Annotated in this window: 37 protein-coding genes; all 37 read left to right on the plus strand. The window is 42.1% G+C overall.

Annotated elements, in window-relative coordinates; translation table 11 throughout:
• The first annotated feature begins 26 nt into the window (after positions 1-26).
• The 37 genes from AB1F57_RS05065 to AB1F57_RS05245 all read left to right on the plus strand — a co-directional run bounded on the left by AB1F57_RS05065 (position 27) and on the right by AB1F57_RS05245 (position 16724).
• Positions 27-290: a hypothetical protein gene (locus tag AB1F57_RS05065; protein ID WP_172045093.1), complete on the plus strand. Its 264-nt coding sequence runs from the start codon at positions 27-29 to the stop codon at positions 288-290.
• A 4-nt stretch (positions 291-294) separates the two neighbouring features.
• Positions 295-483 (plus strand): hypothetical protein, encoded by a 189-nt coding sequence (locus tag AB1F57_RS05070; RefSeq protein ID WP_367986187.1) that lies wholly within the window; start codon positions 295-297, stop codon positions 481-483.
• 1 nt (position 484) lies between these two features.
• Positions 485-739 (plus strand): hypothetical protein, encoded by a 255-nt coding sequence (locus AB1F57_RS05075; protein WP_367986188.1) that lies wholly within the window; start codon positions 485-487, stop codon positions 737-739.
• Between the two features lie 2 nt (positions 740-741).
• Positions 742-897 (plus strand): hypothetical protein, encoded by a 156-nt coding sequence (locus AB1F57_RS05080; RefSeq protein ID WP_367986189.1) that lies wholly within the window; start codon positions 742-744, stop codon positions 895-897.
• On the plus strand, positions 890-1771 hold the full coding sequence (locus tag AB1F57_RS05085; protein ID WP_367986191.1) for a replication initiator protein A: 882 nt from the start codon (positions 890-892) through the stop codon (positions 1769-1771). Before AB1F57_RS05080 ends, AB1F57_RS05085 begins: the two co-directional genes overlap by 8 nt.
• Positions 1758-1949, plus strand: a complete 192-nt coding sequence (locus tag AB1F57_RS05090; protein WP_367986192.1) for a hypothetical protein — start codon at positions 1758-1760, stop codon at positions 1947-1949. Before AB1F57_RS05085 ends, AB1F57_RS05090 begins: the two co-directional genes overlap by 14 nt.
• Entirely contained in the window at positions 1950-2165 is a 216-nt protein-coding gene (locus AB1F57_RS05095; RefSeq protein ID WP_024399038.1) for a hypothetical protein, read from the plus strand.
• Complete coding sequence (locus tag AB1F57_RS05100; protein WP_367986193.1) at positions 2165-2332, plus strand: hypothetical protein; 168 nt, start codon at positions 2165-2167, stop codon at positions 2330-2332. Before AB1F57_RS05095 ends, AB1F57_RS05100 begins: the two co-directional genes overlap by 1 nt.
• A gap of 3 nt (positions 2333-2335) precedes the next feature.
• Positions 2336-2899, plus strand: coding sequence for a helix-turn-helix domain-containing protein (locus AB1F57_RS05105; RefSeq protein WP_367986194.1), 564 nt, complete (start codon positions 2336-2338; stop codon positions 2897-2899).
• Entirely contained in the window at positions 2896-3147 is a 252-nt protein-coding gene (locus AB1F57_RS05110; protein WP_367986195.1) for a DUF3310 domain-containing protein, read from the plus strand. Before AB1F57_RS05105 ends, AB1F57_RS05110 begins: the two co-directional genes overlap by 4 nt.
• Complete coding sequence (locus tag AB1F57_RS05115) at positions 3129-3428, plus strand: DUF1372 family protein (RefSeq protein ID WP_367986196.1); 300 nt, start codon at positions 3129-3131, stop codon at positions 3426-3428. The genes AB1F57_RS05110 and AB1F57_RS05115 overlap by 19 nt, the downstream gene beginning before the upstream one ends.
• A complete protein-coding gene (locus AB1F57_RS05120; protein ID WP_367986197.1) occupies positions 3425-3673 on the plus strand; it encodes a hypothetical protein in 249 nt (82 codons plus the stop codon). Before AB1F57_RS05115 ends, AB1F57_RS05120 begins: the two co-directional genes overlap by 4 nt.
• Positions 3642-3890 carry a hypothetical protein gene (locus AB1F57_RS05125; RefSeq protein WP_367986198.1) on the plus strand — a complete coding sequence of 83 codons (249 nt, stop codon included), beginning with the start codon at positions 3642-3644 and terminating at the stop codon, positions 3888-3890. The genes AB1F57_RS05120 and AB1F57_RS05125 overlap by 32 nt, the downstream gene beginning before the upstream one ends.
• A complete protein-coding gene (locus tag AB1F57_RS05130; RefSeq protein ID WP_367986199.1) occupies positions 3883-4449 on the plus strand; it encodes a hypothetical protein in 567 nt (188 codons plus the stop codon). The genes AB1F57_RS05125 and AB1F57_RS05130 overlap by 8 nt, the downstream gene beginning before the upstream one ends.
• Positions 4449-4640 (plus strand): hypothetical protein, encoded by a 192-nt coding sequence (locus AB1F57_RS05135; protein ID WP_367986200.1) that lies wholly within the window; start codon positions 4449-4451, stop codon positions 4638-4640. Before AB1F57_RS05130 ends, AB1F57_RS05135 begins: the two co-directional genes overlap by 1 nt.
• Positions 4633-5169 carry a DUF1642 domain-containing protein gene (locus AB1F57_RS05140; RefSeq protein WP_367986201.1) on the plus strand — a complete coding sequence of 179 codons (537 nt, stop codon included), beginning with the start codon at positions 4633-4635 and terminating at the stop codon, positions 5167-5169. Before AB1F57_RS05135 ends, AB1F57_RS05140 begins: the two co-directional genes overlap by 8 nt.
• A gap of 123 nt (positions 5170-5292) precedes the next feature.
• The gene (locus AB1F57_RS05145; RefSeq protein ID WP_367986202.1) at positions 5293-5658 is read left to right on the plus strand and encodes a YopX family protein; all 366 of its coding nucleotides are present in this window, start codon (positions 5293-5295) and stop codon (positions 5656-5658) included.
• Positions 5659-5661: 3 nt separating this feature from the next.
• Positions 5662-5859 (plus strand): hypothetical protein, encoded by a 198-nt coding sequence (locus AB1F57_RS05150; protein WP_167786250.1) that lies wholly within the window; start codon positions 5662-5664, stop codon positions 5857-5859.
• Complete coding sequence (locus AB1F57_RS05155) at positions 5852-6058, plus strand: hypothetical protein (RefSeq protein WP_367986203.1); 207 nt, start codon at positions 5852-5854, stop codon at positions 6056-6058. Before AB1F57_RS05150 ends, AB1F57_RS05155 begins: the two co-directional genes overlap by 8 nt.
• On the plus strand, positions 6055-6585 hold the full coding sequence (locus AB1F57_RS05160) for a helix-turn-helix transcriptional regulator (protein WP_367986204.1): 531 nt from the start codon (positions 6055-6057) through the stop codon (positions 6583-6585). Before AB1F57_RS05155 ends, AB1F57_RS05160 begins: the two co-directional genes overlap by 4 nt.
• A 76-nt stretch (positions 6586-6661) precedes the next feature.
• Positions 6662-7072: a DUF1492 domain-containing protein gene (locus AB1F57_RS05165; protein ID WP_367986205.1), complete on the plus strand. Its 411-nt coding sequence runs from the start codon at positions 6662-6664 to the stop codon at positions 7070-7072.
• A 95-nt stretch (positions 7073-7167) separates the two neighbouring features.
• Complete coding sequence (locus tag AB1F57_RS05170) at positions 7168-7758, plus strand: tyrosine-type recombinase/integrase (protein ID WP_367986206.1); 591 nt, start codon at positions 7168-7170, stop codon at positions 7756-7758.
• A 213-nt stretch (positions 7759-7971) separates the two neighbouring features.
• A complete protein-coding gene (locus tag AB1F57_RS05175) occupies positions 7972-8301 on the plus strand; it encodes an HNH endonuclease (protein WP_367986207.1) in 330 nt (109 codons plus the stop codon).
• 87 nt (positions 8302-8388) lie between these two features.
• Complete coding sequence (locus AB1F57_RS05180; RefSeq protein ID WP_318824131.1) at positions 8389-8718, plus strand: P27 family phage terminase small subunit; 330 nt, start codon at positions 8389-8391, stop codon at positions 8716-8718.
• Complete coding sequence (locus tag AB1F57_RS05185; protein WP_367986208.1) at positions 8711-10357, plus strand: terminase TerL endonuclease subunit; 1647 nt, start codon at positions 8711-8713, stop codon at positions 10355-10357. The genes AB1F57_RS05180 and AB1F57_RS05185 overlap by 8 nt, the downstream gene beginning before the upstream one ends.
• Before the next feature lie 35 nt (positions 10358-10392).
• Entirely contained in the window at positions 10393-10749 is a 357-nt protein-coding gene (locus tag AB1F57_RS05190; protein ID WP_367986210.1) for a type II toxin-antitoxin system RelE/ParE family toxin, read from the plus strand.
• 1 nt (position 10750) lies between these two features.
• The gene (locus AB1F57_RS05195; RefSeq protein ID WP_172043531.1) at positions 10751-11026 is read left to right on the plus strand and encodes a helix-turn-helix transcriptional regulator; all 276 of its coding nucleotides are present in this window, start codon (positions 10751-10753) and stop codon (positions 11024-11026) included.
• A 268-nt stretch (positions 11027-11294) separates the two neighbouring features.
• The gene (locus AB1F57_RS05200) at positions 11295-11492 is read left to right on the plus strand and encodes a hypothetical protein (protein WP_367986212.1); all 198 of its coding nucleotides are present in this window, start codon (positions 11295-11297) and stop codon (positions 11490-11492) included.
• Positions 11493-11497: 5 nt separating this feature from the next.
• The gene (locus AB1F57_RS05205) at positions 11498-12652 is read left to right on the plus strand and encodes a phage portal protein (protein WP_367986214.1); all 1155 of its coding nucleotides are present in this window, start codon (positions 11498-11500) and stop codon (positions 12650-12652) included.
• A complete protein-coding gene (locus AB1F57_RS05210) occupies positions 12633-13364 on the plus strand; it encodes a head maturation protease, ClpP-related (RefSeq protein WP_367986215.1) in 732 nt (243 codons plus the stop codon). The genes AB1F57_RS05205 and AB1F57_RS05210 overlap by 20 nt, the downstream gene beginning before the upstream one ends.
• 14 nt (positions 13365-13378) lie before the next feature.
• On the plus strand, positions 13379-14506 hold the full coding sequence (locus AB1F57_RS05215) for a phage major capsid protein (protein ID WP_367986216.1): 1128 nt from the start codon (positions 13379-13381) through the stop codon (positions 14504-14506).
• 2 nt (positions 14507-14508) lie between these two features.
• Positions 14509-14817, plus strand: coding sequence for a phage gp6-like head-tail connector protein (locus tag AB1F57_RS05220; RefSeq protein ID WP_367986217.1), 309 nt, complete (start codon positions 14509-14511; stop codon positions 14815-14817).
• The gene (locus tag AB1F57_RS05225) at positions 14786-14986 is read left to right on the plus strand and encodes a hypothetical protein (protein WP_367986218.1); all 201 of its coding nucleotides are present in this window, start codon (positions 14786-14788) and stop codon (positions 14984-14986) included. Before AB1F57_RS05220 ends, AB1F57_RS05225 begins: the two co-directional genes overlap by 32 nt.
• Positions 14973-15332, plus strand: coding sequence for a phage head-tail adapter protein (locus tag AB1F57_RS05230; RefSeq protein WP_367986219.1), 360 nt, complete (start codon positions 14973-14975; stop codon positions 15330-15332). The genes AB1F57_RS05225 and AB1F57_RS05230 overlap by 14 nt, the downstream gene beginning before the upstream one ends.
• Entirely contained in the window at positions 15325-15738 is a 414-nt protein-coding gene (locus tag AB1F57_RS05235; protein ID WP_367986221.1) for a hypothetical protein, read from the plus strand. Before AB1F57_RS05230 ends, AB1F57_RS05235 begins: the two co-directional genes overlap by 8 nt.
• Positions 15738-16127, plus strand: coding sequence for a hypothetical protein (locus AB1F57_RS05240; RefSeq protein WP_367986222.1), 390 nt, complete (start codon positions 15738-15740; stop codon positions 16125-16127). The genes AB1F57_RS05235 and AB1F57_RS05240 overlap by 1 nt, the downstream gene beginning before the upstream one ends.
• Before the next feature lie 15 nt (positions 16128-16142).
• A complete protein-coding gene (locus AB1F57_RS05245) occupies positions 16143-16724 on the plus strand; it encodes a major tail protein (protein WP_367986223.1) in 582 nt (193 codons plus the stop codon).
• Positions 16725-16761 lie beyond the last annotated feature (37 nt).

The raw sequence follows: 16761 nt of genomic DNA on the forward strand, positions 1-16761 counted from the left end.
TATAACACAGGAAAGGAAAAAAGACAATGGAAGCAGTGATTACTAAAGTCGTTGAAGTTCCGATTACAGACGGCTGGATGAACGATGAGAATTTATCTAAATATTCTGGCAAGTCCAAAGACCAAACGCAATACATTTTACGTGAGATGCAGAAAGACCCTGTTGGACGGAAATTTATTTCCAAACATAGAGGTCGAAGCACTTGCTACAAAGCATTTATCGCATTTATGCAATATCGTGACCGTGTGAAGTACGGTCGTAGTAAAGAGACATTTAGTTTTAATGGGTGATTTTATGACAGAAGAGTTGATGTTGACAGTTGAACAAGGTTTGGCAGTCATTGCTATTTTGACCATAATCTTAATCTGGCTGATCCGAAAGCCTATTGAGATTGAAATAAAGGTCAAGGAGCCTGTGATTGAAGAAAAGCAACCAGAACGGAATTTGCGCTACTTGCAAATCCACAGATATTACGGAGGATGATATGAAATTTTGGGATATGATGAAAAAATTTTTTAGTGTTGAGGAAGATGACTACATTCCTGAAAGCCAATATGAGCTGGAACATGAATTGACCAACGCTAGGCACACAGCCAGGGAATACAAGAAGTTGGCATTACTAAAAAATCAGGAATGCGTTGGTCAGGCTAGGCTGATTGATGAGCTACGCAGACGGATTGACTTCTTGGAGAACGTCAACCAGTGCCAGGACGAGCTATTGGCAGATCGTGAGGTCTAGCTATGGTTTGGGTTGTGGCAAAGAAAACCAAGACTAAGCGTGGTTATAGATTTTACCAAAAACGGTCGCTTGATACTTGGCAGAAGGCTAGAATTTATCAGCAGGACTTGTTTAATAAAGGTGTAAATGCTGAGATGTGGGAGGAGAGAGATGAATAATGTGCCGTTTTTTAAGAAAGAGGTCGAGAAGTTTCAATATTTCCAGATGCCCAAATGGTTGTTTGCTGAGCCATATTGTGAACTATCATTGCAGGCCAAGACTGTCTATATGTTTCTTTTCAATCGTCTGAGTTTGTCGTTGAAAAATGAGTGGATGGATGATGATGGGCAGGTTTTTGTCTATTATTCCAACGAGAAATTGGCTGGCAAGGAAGGGCTGAGTTGCTCCATCCCAACAGTTATTAAGGCTAAGAAGGAGTTGACTAGTATTGGGTTACTGAAAGAGGTTCGTCAAGGGCTTACTTTGTCCAATCGAATCTATCTAATGGGACCAAATCCTTTTAGTCAAGAAGTTAAAAATTTTAAATGCAGAAGTAAAAATTCTTTAATTCTAGATGACAAAAATCTTAAGACTAGTAAGACTGAAAAGAGTAAGACTGAATATAGTAATGATTATGATACTGATATGACGGACTTAATTTCTGCATTTCAGAAGGCGTTTCGTGGTCACACTCCAACACCATTCCAGTACGAGGATTTGGAAAAATTCCACAAGGAAGATGGGCTAAGCATTGAAATTATGATTGAGGCTATCAAGCGTACATCGAATAACAATGCAAATTTCCATTACTTGCAGGGCATTCTCAGAAACTGGGCTAAGAAAGGTATACAGACCATGGAACAGGTTATCGCAGATGATTTATCTTTTGAACAAAAGAAAAATGGTCGCTCTGCTATTGCCCCAAAACCAAAACAATCAAATATACCAGACTGGGCAAATGATGAAGTCAAGAATGAGCAGACTGAAGAAGGTCAAGCTGTGCTAGCTGATCTGTATGCTGAGCTGGAGGCGATGGAAAATGGTGAAACTTAAACATGGTTCAAAGCAAGATAGACCTTTCATCAGAGAGGTACGGGTCAACTGTACGGGAATTGATATTTTCTATGGTAATGAGCGTCAGGCTATGCGGTTCGCTAGTCGTGCGGCTGCTATCCATGTTTCAAGAGCCTTGAAAGAGTATGGAAATTTTTACTTGATTGAGGAGGAATGAATGTACAAGCTGGATTTTGTTGTGAATGGCGGCTGGATTTTTCCGATAGGTGTCTACGAAACCAAGGAAGATGTCAAGCAGGCTATCTACTGGCATATCTATTCTTACTCGGCTATTCAACGTCCAGTCTTTCGGACAAGTGGTTCGGATGAAGTGAAGCGGGTGGATTATGGTGCTTGTGATTGTTATTTTTTGGTGAAGGAGGTTGAGAGCTGATGGATGGATTTTTGAGATTGAAGATGCTGGAGGAGTGGCAGGCAGCTAATGATACACTACGTATGTCTGAAAAGGCTCGGTTGATGGCTTTGCCTGGTGCTGATTTTGTAGCTGAGCTGGATCGTATGGCCGAGGAATATCATCGGACTAGGTATGGAGGATTTTGAGCAATGGGACGTAGATGGTCGGCGGATGAAGTCGCCTATTTAGAAAAGCATTGCGATAGGATGCCACTCAAGAACATTGCTAAGAAGTTGAAACGGTCGGTGTTTGCTGTTCGTTGTAAGATGCAGCGATTGGACTTGACTATCCAGAGCACAGAAGATTTTGTCAGCTTGATGGAATTTTGCGAGTGGACAGGTGTGAAACCTGCAAAGGTTCGTAACTGGATTCGGGCTAAGGGCTTCCCTGCTAGAAAGCGGGGCAAGGAAATGAAGTTTAAAATTGAAGATTTTTGGAAATGGGCAGAGCAGAATAAGAAGTACATTGATTGGGATAGGTTTCCACGGTACGTCTTCTTGCCTGAGCCTGCTTGGTTCGATGATCAGAAAAGTCTAAAAGAACGCTATCGAAAGTGGACCGCGGCAGAGGATAAGAGGTTGGCTGTTTGTCTTGCCAATCGGTATTCTTACAATGAGCTGGTGGCTGAATTCGGTAGGAGTAAAGGAGCAATTCGGCGGCGGATTTATGATCTGTACCTGCCAAAACCTAGAAGGGAGAATGCGAGGGGATGAAACCAGAAATTTATGATAACGTAACCAAACCCAAACACTACCAAGGTAAATATGGTTTAGAAGTAATTGATGTCGTCAGAAATTTTATCGGCAATTTGCGTGGTATGCAAGCTGCGTACTTCTTTAACACAGTGAAATACATCTTGCGATTCCAATGGAAAAATGGTGTCGAGGACCTGAAGAAAGCTCAGCAGAATTTAGGTTGGCTTATTGAGGATTTGGAGGAGAAATGCGAAAAGAAGGATTAATAGTGGGAGCACTAAGCTTTGCGTTGATTGTATCATTGATTGAAGTGCATAGCATGCGAAGCAAGATTGACGCCCTGGAATCCCGTGAGCCAGTAATCATCTACCAGGTAGACAACGCAGGCACGGAGATGTTTGGCCAGGTCACGGCTAAGGATGTGATTGACGGTCATTACTATGTCGAGGTCAAGCCATATGGTAAGTTCCTGGTCACCAGGGAACAGTATGAAGAAATTGAAATCGGGCAGGAGATGCCTGATTATTTGAAAGGACGGAAACAATGAATAAGCAAGAAGCGATTGAGCGGTACACCTTTGCTTATCGATTGGAGATTGATGGGAAAAAGTACAGCTATCGTAGTTACAGAAACAAGTCTACGCGAAAACGTCAACACTTTATCGACTACATCATCCAAGATATGAATGAAAACCTCGAAGGATTTGGCAATAAGGTAGCCGAGGAACAGATGACTATATTTGATTTTTTGGAGGAAACAGATGGTCAAAAACACAATCGAAGATGTGAATAATCTACTTGTTGCGCAGCTGGAAAAGTTAAGTTTTGACGATTTATCGCCAGAAGAATTGGAATTAGAAGTCACTCGTAGCAAGGCTATGGTGCATTTGACAGATGAAATTCTGAAAACTCAGGCCTTGGCTTTGCGAGTGGTTGAGACCTTATCGGAGGTCACGAGTAAGGAGGTAATACCTCCGAAAATGTTATTAGGCGGAGGAGTAAATGGCTGACATTGTAGATATTTATATGGAATGTGGCGATTTCCATACAGCAGTAAAACAATCTGGTTTACCGATTCATGTAGCTCATTTGAAGTTGCTAAAAAGTGGTTGTTTGAAGATACAGGATAAAATCCGCTATGGCTCAAAGGGTGCAAAATTAGGTGGTCAGGCAGAGGAATTGTTTCAGACTTTGGTACCTGATGCAGTAGATGCTAATCGCTATTTTCAAAAAAACAATCCTGTCTATGACTTTATCCTGAAAGATGTGACGGTCGATGTCAAATATAGCTCGTTACATATAGACAAGCGCTATAGAACCAGAAAGTCGCATTGGAGTGTAGGGGCTCGTGGAGAACAAGATTTTATCTGTGCATTCCTGGAACGTGCAGAGGGAGAACAATTAAATGACCCAATTATTCTATTATTGCCAATGGCATTTATCGAGGTCAAAAAAGACTTACACATCAGTCAAAGTGGTGCCTGGATAAAGGAATTTCAAATCGAACCAGAAGAACTACAGCCTACGCTTAAAGAGTATGTAGCGTTACGTGAGCAAGGATTATTTTAATGGCTTTTATTCACTTGGACGGGAATTGGCAAAACGTGAAGACGGATAATCTTTTTGAAGTGACAACGGAAGAACTGAAGCTTTTCCACAAGAGAAAGCATGAGCGGTTGTCACCTGAATTGACCAAGGCATTCTTTTTGCGAATCAGATTGGAAAATACACTTAAAAAATTGGAGGAAACAGATGAATAAACAGGAAGTGATTAGGAGAATGAAACGCGAACAATTCCAAGTTCCTTATGGTCCAGGAATATTTGTTCATGCGGTTTTTGCGGATAAAGCAATCGAGCTAATCTCCCAAATCGACGAACCGCAGAAGGTTGTGGTGCCGAAGTTTGTGGCAACGTGGATTGAACACTGCAAACAAAGTAACCTAGATTTAGATAATGCTATGAGATACACGAGGGTAAACAATGCAGAAACAGGCGTGGAAGAATGGATTTATGAGAACCAAGACCTTTTCGCTCGTGCCTGGCTGGACGGCTTTGAGATTGAGCAGGAGAAGTTGTACACGGTGGAGATACCTGACCCAAATCGCTCAGATGCTGTCACATTCTTGTATAAAGAAAATGGAAAGGTATTTATTGGAAGTGATATCTTTTTGGATGAGGTCCCCAACTATAAATGGAAAAATGACCCAGATAATCAACTCACCGAATCTGAAATCAAACAGGATTTTGAGTGGGCGTGGAACGCAGGGTTTGCGAAGGAGGTGAAGTGATGAGGTCGGAAAAACGTAGCTTATCTACTAACGAAATGAAGGAGGTTCTCAAAAATAGGCTAGTGAAAAAGATTTGCGGTGGTAGAGTTTGGGTAGTGAGAGCTGAGAAGCAGGAGGCAGAAAATGATACCGAGGTTTAGAGTTGCTTTTAAAAACAAAATTATAGGTGAGGTTGGGTCGATTGATTTTGTCGATGAAACCGTAACAATACCTGTTTACGATAAAGGAGATGGAGAATATCTAGGTGATAGCGTATATGGATTAAATCAAGTTACTCTCATGCAATCCACAGGTCTGTTTGATAAAAACGGCAAGGAGATTTTTGAGGGGGATGTGGTTAGAATGCACTCAGGCGAGCTTTTACCAGTAAAGCTACACCACGGCATGTTCGAACCTGTTTGTTATTACATCAGCAATGTCTATGAAGGGGTTGGGAACGTTTTTGAAAATCCTGAGTTATTAGAACATCCAGATTTTAGGGAGGGGTAGAATATGTGTAAAATAACAGTTTGTACAGATTGTTCAAAAACTGTATGTACAGTAAAATCTGATGATGAAGCAATAAAAATCCGAGAAAAAGTGATTTCTCAATTGAACAACGGACATGCGGTTATCATTGGCAACACTGTAATAAATCCTGCTCACATTAGACTTATTGATTTTCAATTTAAGGAGGCAACCAATGACTAACGAAAAACTAGGCGTGCTACTGGTCAATGTGCCAGAGCCGAAGCATTGGGGATACACATTTCTAATAGTGGTATTAGGAAGATTTGCAATAATGGAATCGAGTGGGTTGCTTGATGTTGAACTTTCTGCTTACAAATGCACCCAAGAAGAAGCGAAGAAATACCCACAATTCCGTTGGGTAGCGTTGGAGGAGTTATGATTAAACGGCATAGTTTTAATAAACACGCACCGAAACCTGGATCAGAACCGTACGCTGAGGGTTCGTTGAAAGACCTGCGGTTAAAACTTGGTATGACCCAGAAAGAGCTTAGCACAATAATTGGGTATTCGGTGACAACGATAATTAAATGGGAGTATTCTAACTCTGCACCGACCGAAGTTATGCATAAATTGCAGAAGTTATACGAAGACACTAAGAACCAAATCAAAGATGACGGCATAGATATCATCGAGAAAGTCAGTTACGTCAGACATCGACTCGGATTATCGTATGACAGGCTAGCGCAGTTAATAGGTGTTGGGTGTGGCAAGACCGTTAGAGCTTGGATGGATGGGGTGGAACCAAAATTGAAATATGTAGCGGAAATCAATCGCATGTACTATGAATTAAAGGACCGACATAAACCAAAATCACAAAAGCGCAGACCGACTTTCTGTCAGTTAGACCCGCTGAACAAGACTTCGTGGAAAGTGAAAATTGAAAATCCGGTTGTTGTGTGGAAATAAAAAAGCCAGCACCCCAATACTGACTTTTTGTGAATACAAATTCTAAAACTATTATATCACAGAAAGCAGGCAAGAGATGAAAGAAATGATTAAAAGGCTTAAGAATTTAAAGACGATTGACGTAGAGATTATGTCTAAACGGCAGGAAATTGTTTCTTTGCGTTCAAAGGCTTTAAAAAGTCCACAGTATTCAACGATGCCAAAAGGGCAAAAGCTCGGAAATGCTATAGAAGACTTAAATGCACAGATTATTGATGATATTGCAAAAATTAACAAGGAGATTGAAGCACTCTATCAAGAACGTCAAGTGCTAACCCAGGCTATCAATAAACTGGAAGATAGTATGGAGAGAAATGTCGTTCGATTGCATTATCTAAACAATTATCCATGGAAAGACATTAGTAAAGAATTGAATTGGAGCGTAAGGCAATTACAACGTATTAAGGAAAATGCTGTTCAAAAATTAGAGAAACTTGTCGCATTATGACCGATTTGGCATTTCTATTGTGATAGTATGGTATTGTACAAGATTTGGCACTGTTAGCAAGACAGTGCTATTTTCGTTGGAAGGAGGGATAATCTGTGGCAACTGTAGAGCCTATCAGAAACAGACAGGATGTCATCGACTTAATTGAGTACATGGAAAATGAAAGTGCTGTGTCAGAGCGTACACGCATGAGGAATGCATTGATTATATCCATCGGCGTCAATGCTGGCTTTCGTGTTGGGGATATTGTCAAGCTACAAAGGAAACATATTCTGGGCTGGCATATCGCATTTCAGGACCAGAAGACAGGGAAGTTTACCAAGCGAAAAATGGCTGGAACTCTCAAGGAACGTTTGAAGGTTTATATTGAGGGCATGAAGCCAGATGATTACTTATTTCCAAGTCGAGAAGGCAAGGGCTTAGGTAAAACTAAGAAACGTCAAAAACATATCCAACCGAACACAGTTTATAAAATCACGAAAACAGCAGCAGACAGGTTAGGTCTGGAAAATATTGCAACTCATTCACTACGCAAGACATTTGGTATGATGCTATACGATCAGACAAGAGATGTGGCAATTGTGATGGGAATGCTGAACCATTCTAGTCAAAGCATAACTTACAGGTATATCGGGAAAAATCAAGACTCTCAAGACAAGGCAATGACCAAGTATGAGGGTTTTTAATTTTTTGTTTTATTTTAGTTCATCATTTTAAGGGTAGGCGGAACTGAAATTCTGTATGTGATGAACTGCCTAGAGCCACAATGCTTTACGGCTACTTAGCGAGTTCAATACTTTATGTAAAACAATGAACTAAAAAACAAATTGGTCTAGTTCAGAAAGTGAAGTAACTAAACAAAATGAAACTGTAAAACCAGAATTAGAAGGATTTTAAAAATGATTGATACAACTTCAAGAGAAAGCAGAAGAGCATTTTATCATTCGACAGCATGGAAGAGATTGAGACTCGAAGTCTTGGAACGTGATCACCATGAATGTCTTTGGTGTGCAGAGGAAGGGAAAGTATCTACTGATGATTTAGAAGTTGACCATATCATGGAGTTGGAACATTATCCTGAGCTGGCTTTGGATATCGATAACTTAAGAACATTATGTAATTATCATCACAATCAACGGCACGAACGCTTCGAATTTAAAAAACGAAAACCGAAGAAAGAGAGAACCTTCAGAGAAGATGAATGGTTCGGCATACCCCCCACCAAATAAAAACCACTAAAAAAATGGAAATGGAGACCGGTGGGGAGGGGCAACTCGCAAGAAATATGACTAAAATACGTACTAGAGGGGGGTAAAATGGAAAAAACTATCCAAGAATTAGAAAAACAGCTACTTTCTAAGGTAGCCCAATTCAGTCCAAAGAAAAAAGATGCAGTGGAACTTGAAAAAGTACATCGCTACATCAATCTGACCAGAAAATATTATGAGCTTCAAAAATCGATTGACACGGAGGGGCTGATTGTTGAAACACGAAATGCTTCTCAGACATTCTTCAAGGAGAACCCTGCAGTTGGTGCCCAGCTTAAAATTTCTGCACAATTATTGGCCATTGAAAAATCATTCAGTTTCCACGTTGACAACTCTCCCATCAAGGATACTGGAAGCGATGGGCTGTTAGATGGTTAGTCATAAGTTTATTGATGACTATCTTGGTCGGTATGAACGTGGGGAGATTTTATTCAACGAGGAGCGAAAGCTGCTGTACAATTACCTGAAAACTGACTTGCTGGTTAGGGACGATATTTATTTTGATGAGAAGCTGATTGAGGATTATGTGACTTTTTCGGAAAAGTATTATTTTCAACTTGATGAGTGGGAAAAGTTTTTAGCACCGTTTGTTTTTTGTTTCTTCAAGGACAGCGGGGAGTTGGTTTTTGAAAAGTTCTTTGTGACAATGGGTCGCGGTGGTGGTAAGAATGGTTTTATCACCACTTTGGCGAATTTTTTAATTAGTCCTTTACATGGTGTTCCTTTGTATGATGTGACAATTGTGGCGAACTCGGAGGAGCAGGCACAGCGAAGTTTCCTTGAGGCTCATTACAAGATTGATGAGAAGCCGGTCATGCAGAAGTTCTTTACTAACGGCAAGGCAAAGATTGTTGACAAGAAGACTAAGAGTACCTTTAAGTTTGCGACTTCCAACGCCAAGACTAAGGATGGTGGTCGTGAGGGTGCTGTTATCTATGATGAAATTCATGAGATGGTGGATGAGGCGATTGTAAATGTATTTTCTGGTGGTCTTGGTAAGGTGGATTTTCCTCGGGAGTTTTTTATTTCTACAAATGGTTTTGTCCGTGATGGGTATTATGACAAGTTGTTTACTAAGTGTGTGGCATTTTTGAAGGGGGAGAGTCTAGAGAGGATTTTCCCTTTTATTTGTAAGCTTGACCGAGCGGATGAGGTAGATGACTTCGATAAGTGGGAGAAGGCAAATCCTGTCTTTGCTAAGCCGATGAATCGTCGGGCTACTCGTTTGTTTAATAAGCGGGTCAATGATTATTATGATCTGGCTGAGAATCCGAGTTCTCGGAAGAATTTCATGAACAAGCACATGAACTTCCCTGAGATGGATTTGGAGAAGGATGTAACTAGTCGTGAGAAGTTACTGGCGACGTTGCGGGAGCCTGGTGAGAGTTTGGTCGGTCGGTCTTGTGTGGCTGGTTTTGACTTTGCGGGTATTCGTGACTTTGCTTCTGTTGGTTTGCTTTTCAAGATTGGGGATGAGTATGTGTGGAAGCAGCATTCTTTTGCTCGTCGAGAGATTATCAGGAAGTTTAATATCAAGGCACCGCTGAATGAGTGGGCGCAGATGGGCTTGGTGACAATTGTGGATGAACCAAGTATTTCTGCCAGCTTGATTGTGAATAAGCTGGTGGAGTGGCGGAATGAGGGGTATCAGATTGAGGTGGTCTGTGCGGATAGTCATAAGATGGACTATTTGAAGTTGTTGCTGGAGGAGGCGGGCTTTGAGTTTGAGTTTCTGCGGAATCCTGGGGCGATTCAGGCTAAGATGTCGCCTATTATCGAGGATAACTTTGAGAATGAGCGGTTTGTCTTTGGTCAGGATAATATGATGCTCTGGTACACGGATAATACCTTTGTCCGGAAGGATAAGTCTGGGAATATTCGCTATGATAAGAAGGAGCAGGTTCGGAGGAAGACGGATGGTTTCCATGCCTTGTTGGCTGCTCTCTATAAGCGTGATCGTATCGAGGAGGGGACGGCTTTGGATTTCCTTGAGATGGTGAGTGATTGGGATTTTTGATTGACATAGTGAACAATATTTGCTATCATTAGTTTATGGAAAAACCTAAATTTGAGTTTTATGAGCGTCCGAATGGGCAGGTGGAGTTTATTGAGTTTTTACAAAGTTTGCCTGTGAAGGATAGGGCGAAGTTATTGGATATTATCCAGCATGTTCAGGAACATGGTTTACTGGTCGCTCAGAGAATGGAGTGGGTGAAGAAGTTAGATAAGGAGATTTTTGAAATTCGTTCAAAGGTTTCTAGTAATATCCAGAGAGCCTTGTATTTCCATGTGGTTGATAATCGGTATGTGATTACTCATGGATTTACAAAGAAAACACAAAAGACACCAAAGGGACAGATAGAGCATGCCAAGGCTATGAAACTTGAATTTGAAAAAAGAGGTGAATGACATGACAACTATTGCATTTGATGATTATTTGGCTGAGCAGTTAAAAGACGAGGAATTTAAAACTGAGTTTATTCAGGCGAGAGCACAGACTGAGCAAGCGGTTCAACTTTTGCTTACTCGGGAAGCTGCTGGTTATAGTCAGCGTGAGCTGGCTGAGTTGGCTCATGTTCCTCAATCGACGATAGCTAGGATTGAGAAAGGTGCGAATACGAGTATTGACACTTTGAGTAAAATTGCCAAGGCTTTGGGCAAAGAGTTGAAGGTATCTTTTGTATAATTTTTTGTCATCTTGTCGCGAAATGTCGCATTTGGCATTTTTGATGTGATAGAATGGTAGTATCAAATATTGGGCATTCGAGAAATCGGGTGCTTTTCTTGTACGAAAAAAGAGCCTTGTCGGGCTCAGAGACTGGTATTTTTTCTTGTAGGCAAGTATGTCAATAGCAACCAAAGCAATGTCACTATCATGGGATTGCTTTTTAAAGTTTGTCAAGAAGAAATGTGTATAAAATGCGTATTTTTAAAAAAGCTGAAAGGAGAATGCTATGAGCGTTCGGAAAGGGATAAAGCGTTGGCTTAAAAGGAAGTTGGCGGAGCAGGATAAGATCATTTCGGAGCTGTCGCAGGAAATCACGGAGCTACGTGAAGTTGTTGAGCGGAATGCTTTGGCTACCAATAAGGAGTTGGAGCGTGTGAAGTTTGGCAAGAAGCGTGGTTTTGAGAAGTTTTTTAGAAAGGGGTGATGTGATTGGGCTTACTTGATTTTTTCGTGAGTCGCAATAAGAGTCCGACGGTTGATTTGGAGGATTTTTCGGTCTTGTTCGAGGAGTTCAACAAGGCATACTTGAAGACCTTAGCGATTGACAAGTCGGCTGAGTTTGTGGCTCGAATTTTCTCAAAGGCTGAGTTTTCTTTTGTGAAGAATGGAAAGGCTTTTGCTAGTCCATGGGAATACTTGCTCAATGTGCGTCCGAATACGGATGATAGTGCTTCTCAGTTTTGGCAAAAGGCTCTGTATCGTTTGCTGGTGCACAATGAAGTCTTGATTGTCCTGTCGGAAGATGACCAGTTGCTGATAGCTGATTCTTATGTTCGTAAGGAGTACGCTCTCTATGAGGATAGGTTTGAGTCTGTGGTTGTTAAGGACTTTCAGTTTAAGTGGTCATTTGGCAGAAGTGAGGTCATCTATCTCCAGTACAATAATCGTCATCTGGAGGCTTATCTCAATCGGTTGTTTGAGGATTATCAGAAGCTCTATGACCGTCTGGTAGAGACGATGGCTCGAAATAATCAAATCCGTGGGACATTGAATATCAAGGGGGCTAGTCAGCTCTCCAAGGATAACTTGGACTTGATGAAATCCTATAGTGAGAAGTTGTTTCAGGCCTTTAGCAATCGCTCGGTAGCTATCGTCCCTATGGTCAATCAGTTGGAGTATGCTGAGTTGACGAATAAGGTGGGTGTGTCCAATACGTCAATCGATGATTTGAAAAAGCTCAAGCATCAATTTGAAGATGAGGTGGCTGACTTAATCGGTATTCCTGCTGTGGTTCTGCATGGTGAGGTGGCTGGTATTGAGGAGGCTAGGAAGTCTTTTGCGATTGATTGCTTGAAACCTTTGGTCAAGAAGGTTTCGGATGAGTTGACGGCTGCTCTGATCGATCCGTCTGATTATCAGGCAGGTGTGAGACTTGGGATTGCTAAGGTGGTTGACCGTGATATGCTGGACTTGTCGTCTAGTATCGATAAGATTACTTCCAGTGGTGCCTTTATGGTCAATGAGGTACGTCGTGAGCTTGGTTTTGCGCCTATTGAGGGTGGGGATATTATCATCCGTACGAAGAATTACGAGGTAGCTGGAAGAGATGAGAAAGGAGAAGAGAGTGAAGAGGATTCACGTTAATGGACCGATTGTGTCAGATAGTGACCGTTGGTTTTACGAATGGTTTGACATGCCTGCAACTGCTCCAAAGGATATTGTCCTGCCTGAGACTAGTGAACCGATTGAGGTAGTTATTAACTCTGGTGGTGGTGATGTCTATGCTGGTAGTGAAATCTATACCAAGTTGCGTGATTATGCTGGTCAAGTGACGGTCAAGGTGGTGGGGATTGCTGCTAGTGCTGCCTCTGTCATTGCTATGGCAGGGGATGTGGTTGAAATCAGTCCAACGGCTCAAATCATGATCCACAATGTATCAACAGTCGTATCTGGCGACCATCGGGATATGTTGCATGAAGCTGGTGTTCTTGAAGGGTTTAATCAATCCATCGCCAATAGCTATGTAGCTAAAACTGGGATGGAGATGTCTGCTCTGCTTGATTTGATGGCCAAGGAAACGTGGTTTACTGCCCAGCAGGCGGTGGAACATGGTTTTGCGGATAAGGTCATGTTTGAGGATAACACAGCTCCTCAGTTGGTGGCTAGTCTGGAGAATATGGTGCCTAGTCGTGTGGTGGCTCGGATTGCTGAGATAGTCCATCAGAAACAGGAGATTGACTATGATAAGCTGGCTGAGGCGGTTGTTTCCAAAATGGAAAATACCACGGTAAAAGAAATAGTTGAAGAAGTGAGGGAAGTTCCAAAAGGGTTTGGGGCTTTTTTTAATCGAAAATGAAAGGAAATACATTAATGACAATGAAATTATCTACGAATGTATCAGACATTCAAGCAAAATTCTTAGCATCTGTGGCCAATGGCGAGGATGCTACTGTGCAGGAAGGGCTCTTTGCTGACTTGATGGCGGCAGTTGTCGAAGAAAGTAAGAAAGTGGCGAAATCCGAAGTTGAAACGGCGGTCGCTATGACTCCTGCGGAATCAAAAATGACAGCTCATGAACGTAAATTCTTTAATGATGTTCAGTCAGGTATCCCGGCTGGTGTTATGGAAATCTTGCCGGAAGAAACGGTTGACCGTATTTTTGAAGATTTGACAACCAAGCACCCATTGCTTGAGCATATTGGTCTAAAAAATGCTGGGCTTCGTTTGAAATTTATCGACTCTGAAGCTACTGGTAAGGCAGAGTGGGGAGAACTCTTTGGTGAAATCAAGGGGCAATTAAAACAAGCATTCAAATCAAGTAAAGCTATCCAGCATAAATTGACTGCTTATGTGGTACTACCGAAAGACCTATCAAAATTTGGTCCTGCTTGGATTCAATCTTTTGTCATGACACAAATTCATGAAGCTTTTGCGGTAGCTTTGGAAGCAGCATTTTTGAATGGTGATGGTGACGACAAGCCGTTAGGATTGACCATGTCAACGAAGGGCGAAGTTGCTGGAGAAAAGACAACCTACAAAGCTAAAGAACCAACTGCGATTTTAACATTTAAGGATGCTGCGACTACTGTTCGTGATCTAACAGTTGTTCACAAACACCACTCTGTAAAAGAAGACGGGGTGACACCTGTACCAGTTGAGGGCAACTTGGTCATGGTGGTCAATCCAGCTGATGCATGGGATGTGAAAAAACAGTTTACCTCGCTCAATGCTAACGGTGTTTTTGTCACTGCTATGCCTTACAATATGATCATTGTTGAGTCTGTCGCTCAAGTAGCTGGAAAGGTGACTACTTTTGTCAAAGGTCGTTATGATGCATATGTAGCTGGTGGTATTGAAATTAAGAAATACGACCAAACCTATGCGTTGAATGACCAAGACTTGTACACGGCTAAACAGTTTGCCTATGGTCGTGCCAAGGACGAGCGTGCGGCTGCAGTGTGGACTTTGCAAGTGCCTGATGCTATTCCTGGTGCTTAGTGATGGTTGAGGTCAGCGATAAGTTGTTGACAGCGTTCAAGGAGCGGATGCGGATTTTTCATGATGTTGAAGATAACAATCTGAGACAGATTTTGGCTGGTTCGCAAGCCGCTCTTTCTGAGCGTTTTGGTGTGGCCGTTGATGTGATTGATTCTGGTCAGGAGTTGATTTTGGAGCGGTCTAGATTTGTTTACAATGACAAGTTGGAGTTGTTCGAAATCGCCTTTGCACCAGAATTGGATCGCTTTGCCTTTGTACATACCTTGAAAGGATTTGATGATGAAAGTAGTGACGAAGAAGATTTTTCATGACAGGAAGGAAGATGTCATCCACTTTGAGGGGGACGTCTTTGAGGTGACTGAAGAGCGTTTTAAGGAAATTGAAGAAAAGCTGCCTGGATTTATTGTAGTGCTTGAAGAGAAGCCAGTTCAGAAGTCTGGTCGGAAGAAGAAGTCGGTAGAAGAAGATGGCCAAGCGTGAGACTTCTAACGGGGACTTGCGGACACCAGTGGTCTTTTATTCGGCTACTGTAGAAGAGGGGCTGGATGGTCGGGATATGGCTTTTGAGAAGGTCTTTTCAACCTTTGCTGAGGTTTACAATCCGAGTATGAAGGATTTGGAGATTTCAAAAAGTAAGGGAGTCAAGGCTAGCTTGACACTGACCATTCGCGATCCCTTGACGGCTTATGTGCCTAAAAATCAGCACTTTGTTGAAATTTTAGACCATCGTTATGCTGGTCAGAAGTGGGAGATTTTGGATATCCGTCCACGATTTGACGAGCGGTTCTTTTTGACCATCGTGCTTGGAGGTGGTAGTCATGGCTAGTGGTGCAAACTTAGTAGGCTTTGAGGAAGTTCTTGCCAAGATGGAAGAAAAACTTGGCGAGAGCAAGGTGCGACGAGTGACCAATAAGGCTCTTCGTGAGGTCGCCAAGGAAATCGAGCCTGATTTTAAAGAGGCTATTTCTAGCTATCGTGATACTGGGGCGACAGTCAATGCTATTGTGGTATCTGGTGTTAGTCGGGCTACTGGTGTTGCCCAGATAAAGCTAGGTTTTGGAAAGGGAGAGCCTACTCGTTGGCAGTTGGTGCATTTGAACGAGCTAGGCTATGCTAGAAATCCCAACCCTCGTGGTTTTGGCGTTATCCGTCGTTTTTCAGAAGGGTTAGAAACCACCTATCCTGAGAAGATAAAGGTGCATCTTCAAGACGGCTTTGGAGGTGATTTGTAGTGGAAAGGGATATGTTGCTGGACTTGTATGAGTTGCTGGTGGCTGATGAACGGTTGGCTGGTGTGTCTATCAAGTCTTTTGAACGTCCTGAGAGTCTGGGTAGCAAGGAGGCGAGTATCGTCTTGAAGCCTGTCAGCTCTCCTATCCAGACTGCAATGGGCTCCAATACCAGCCTTGCCAAACGCTACTTGATACAGGTCAATGTGGAAAGTGATGAACGTTTGGAGTGTAAGAAATTACAAAGGATAGTGGAAGAGATTTTTGAGGGCAAGCGGTTTTATCAAGTTACCGATGCTATCAGCAATCTAGAAGATTACATTGCGGACATTGGGCGGTATGTCGATGTCCGAACGTACAGGGGGAGAAGTTCCCTCTATAGTGAATATTAGAAATGGAGTATATACATGGTATTAGTTGGTTTTAAATCAATGACGGTTCGTATCTTGGATAAGGAGAATCCAACAGAAGGGACAAACTTGTTTACTTTTGAGGGGAAGCAGGATAAGGGAGCGACTCAAAAGGTGAATATCAAAGGGCTTTCGCCTGATGTCACTAAAACATATGGGTCAAACATTGCTTATCATGTGTCCCGTAAAGGTGTGGGAAATGTTGAGGCGGATTTTGAGCTGTTGGACTTGCGTATGCTAGTTCTTGAGAAGTTGCTGGGCTATAAGAAATCGGGTAGTCTGGGCTTTATCGGTGCAGATACCGAAGCTCCATACTGCTCTATCTTGCTTGAATCAGAAGAGGCAGACGGGACTCCTGCTTACTTTGCATTTTTCCGTGGAAATTTCTCGAAAGGAGATTTGGATGCGGAAACACTCAAGGAGAAACAGGAAGAACTTGGTAGCGATAAATTAGCATACACTGTCTTGCCTGGCGAAACGGGTGATTCTGCTGGTCAGTATGTGGGTTACTACATCGGTAAAGAAGCGTCAGAAGTAACCAAATTGAAACAATTGTTAAATATGGTAGCTGCTGGATAGGTCGAGGCGGTTCGTCCGCCTCTTTTTATGTTTAAGG

It is taken from the genome of Streptococcus nasisuis, from assembly GCF_040836615.1.
Taxonomy (GTDB): Bacteria; Bacillota; Bacilli; order Lactobacillales; family Streptococcaceae; genus Streptococcus; species Streptococcus suis_V.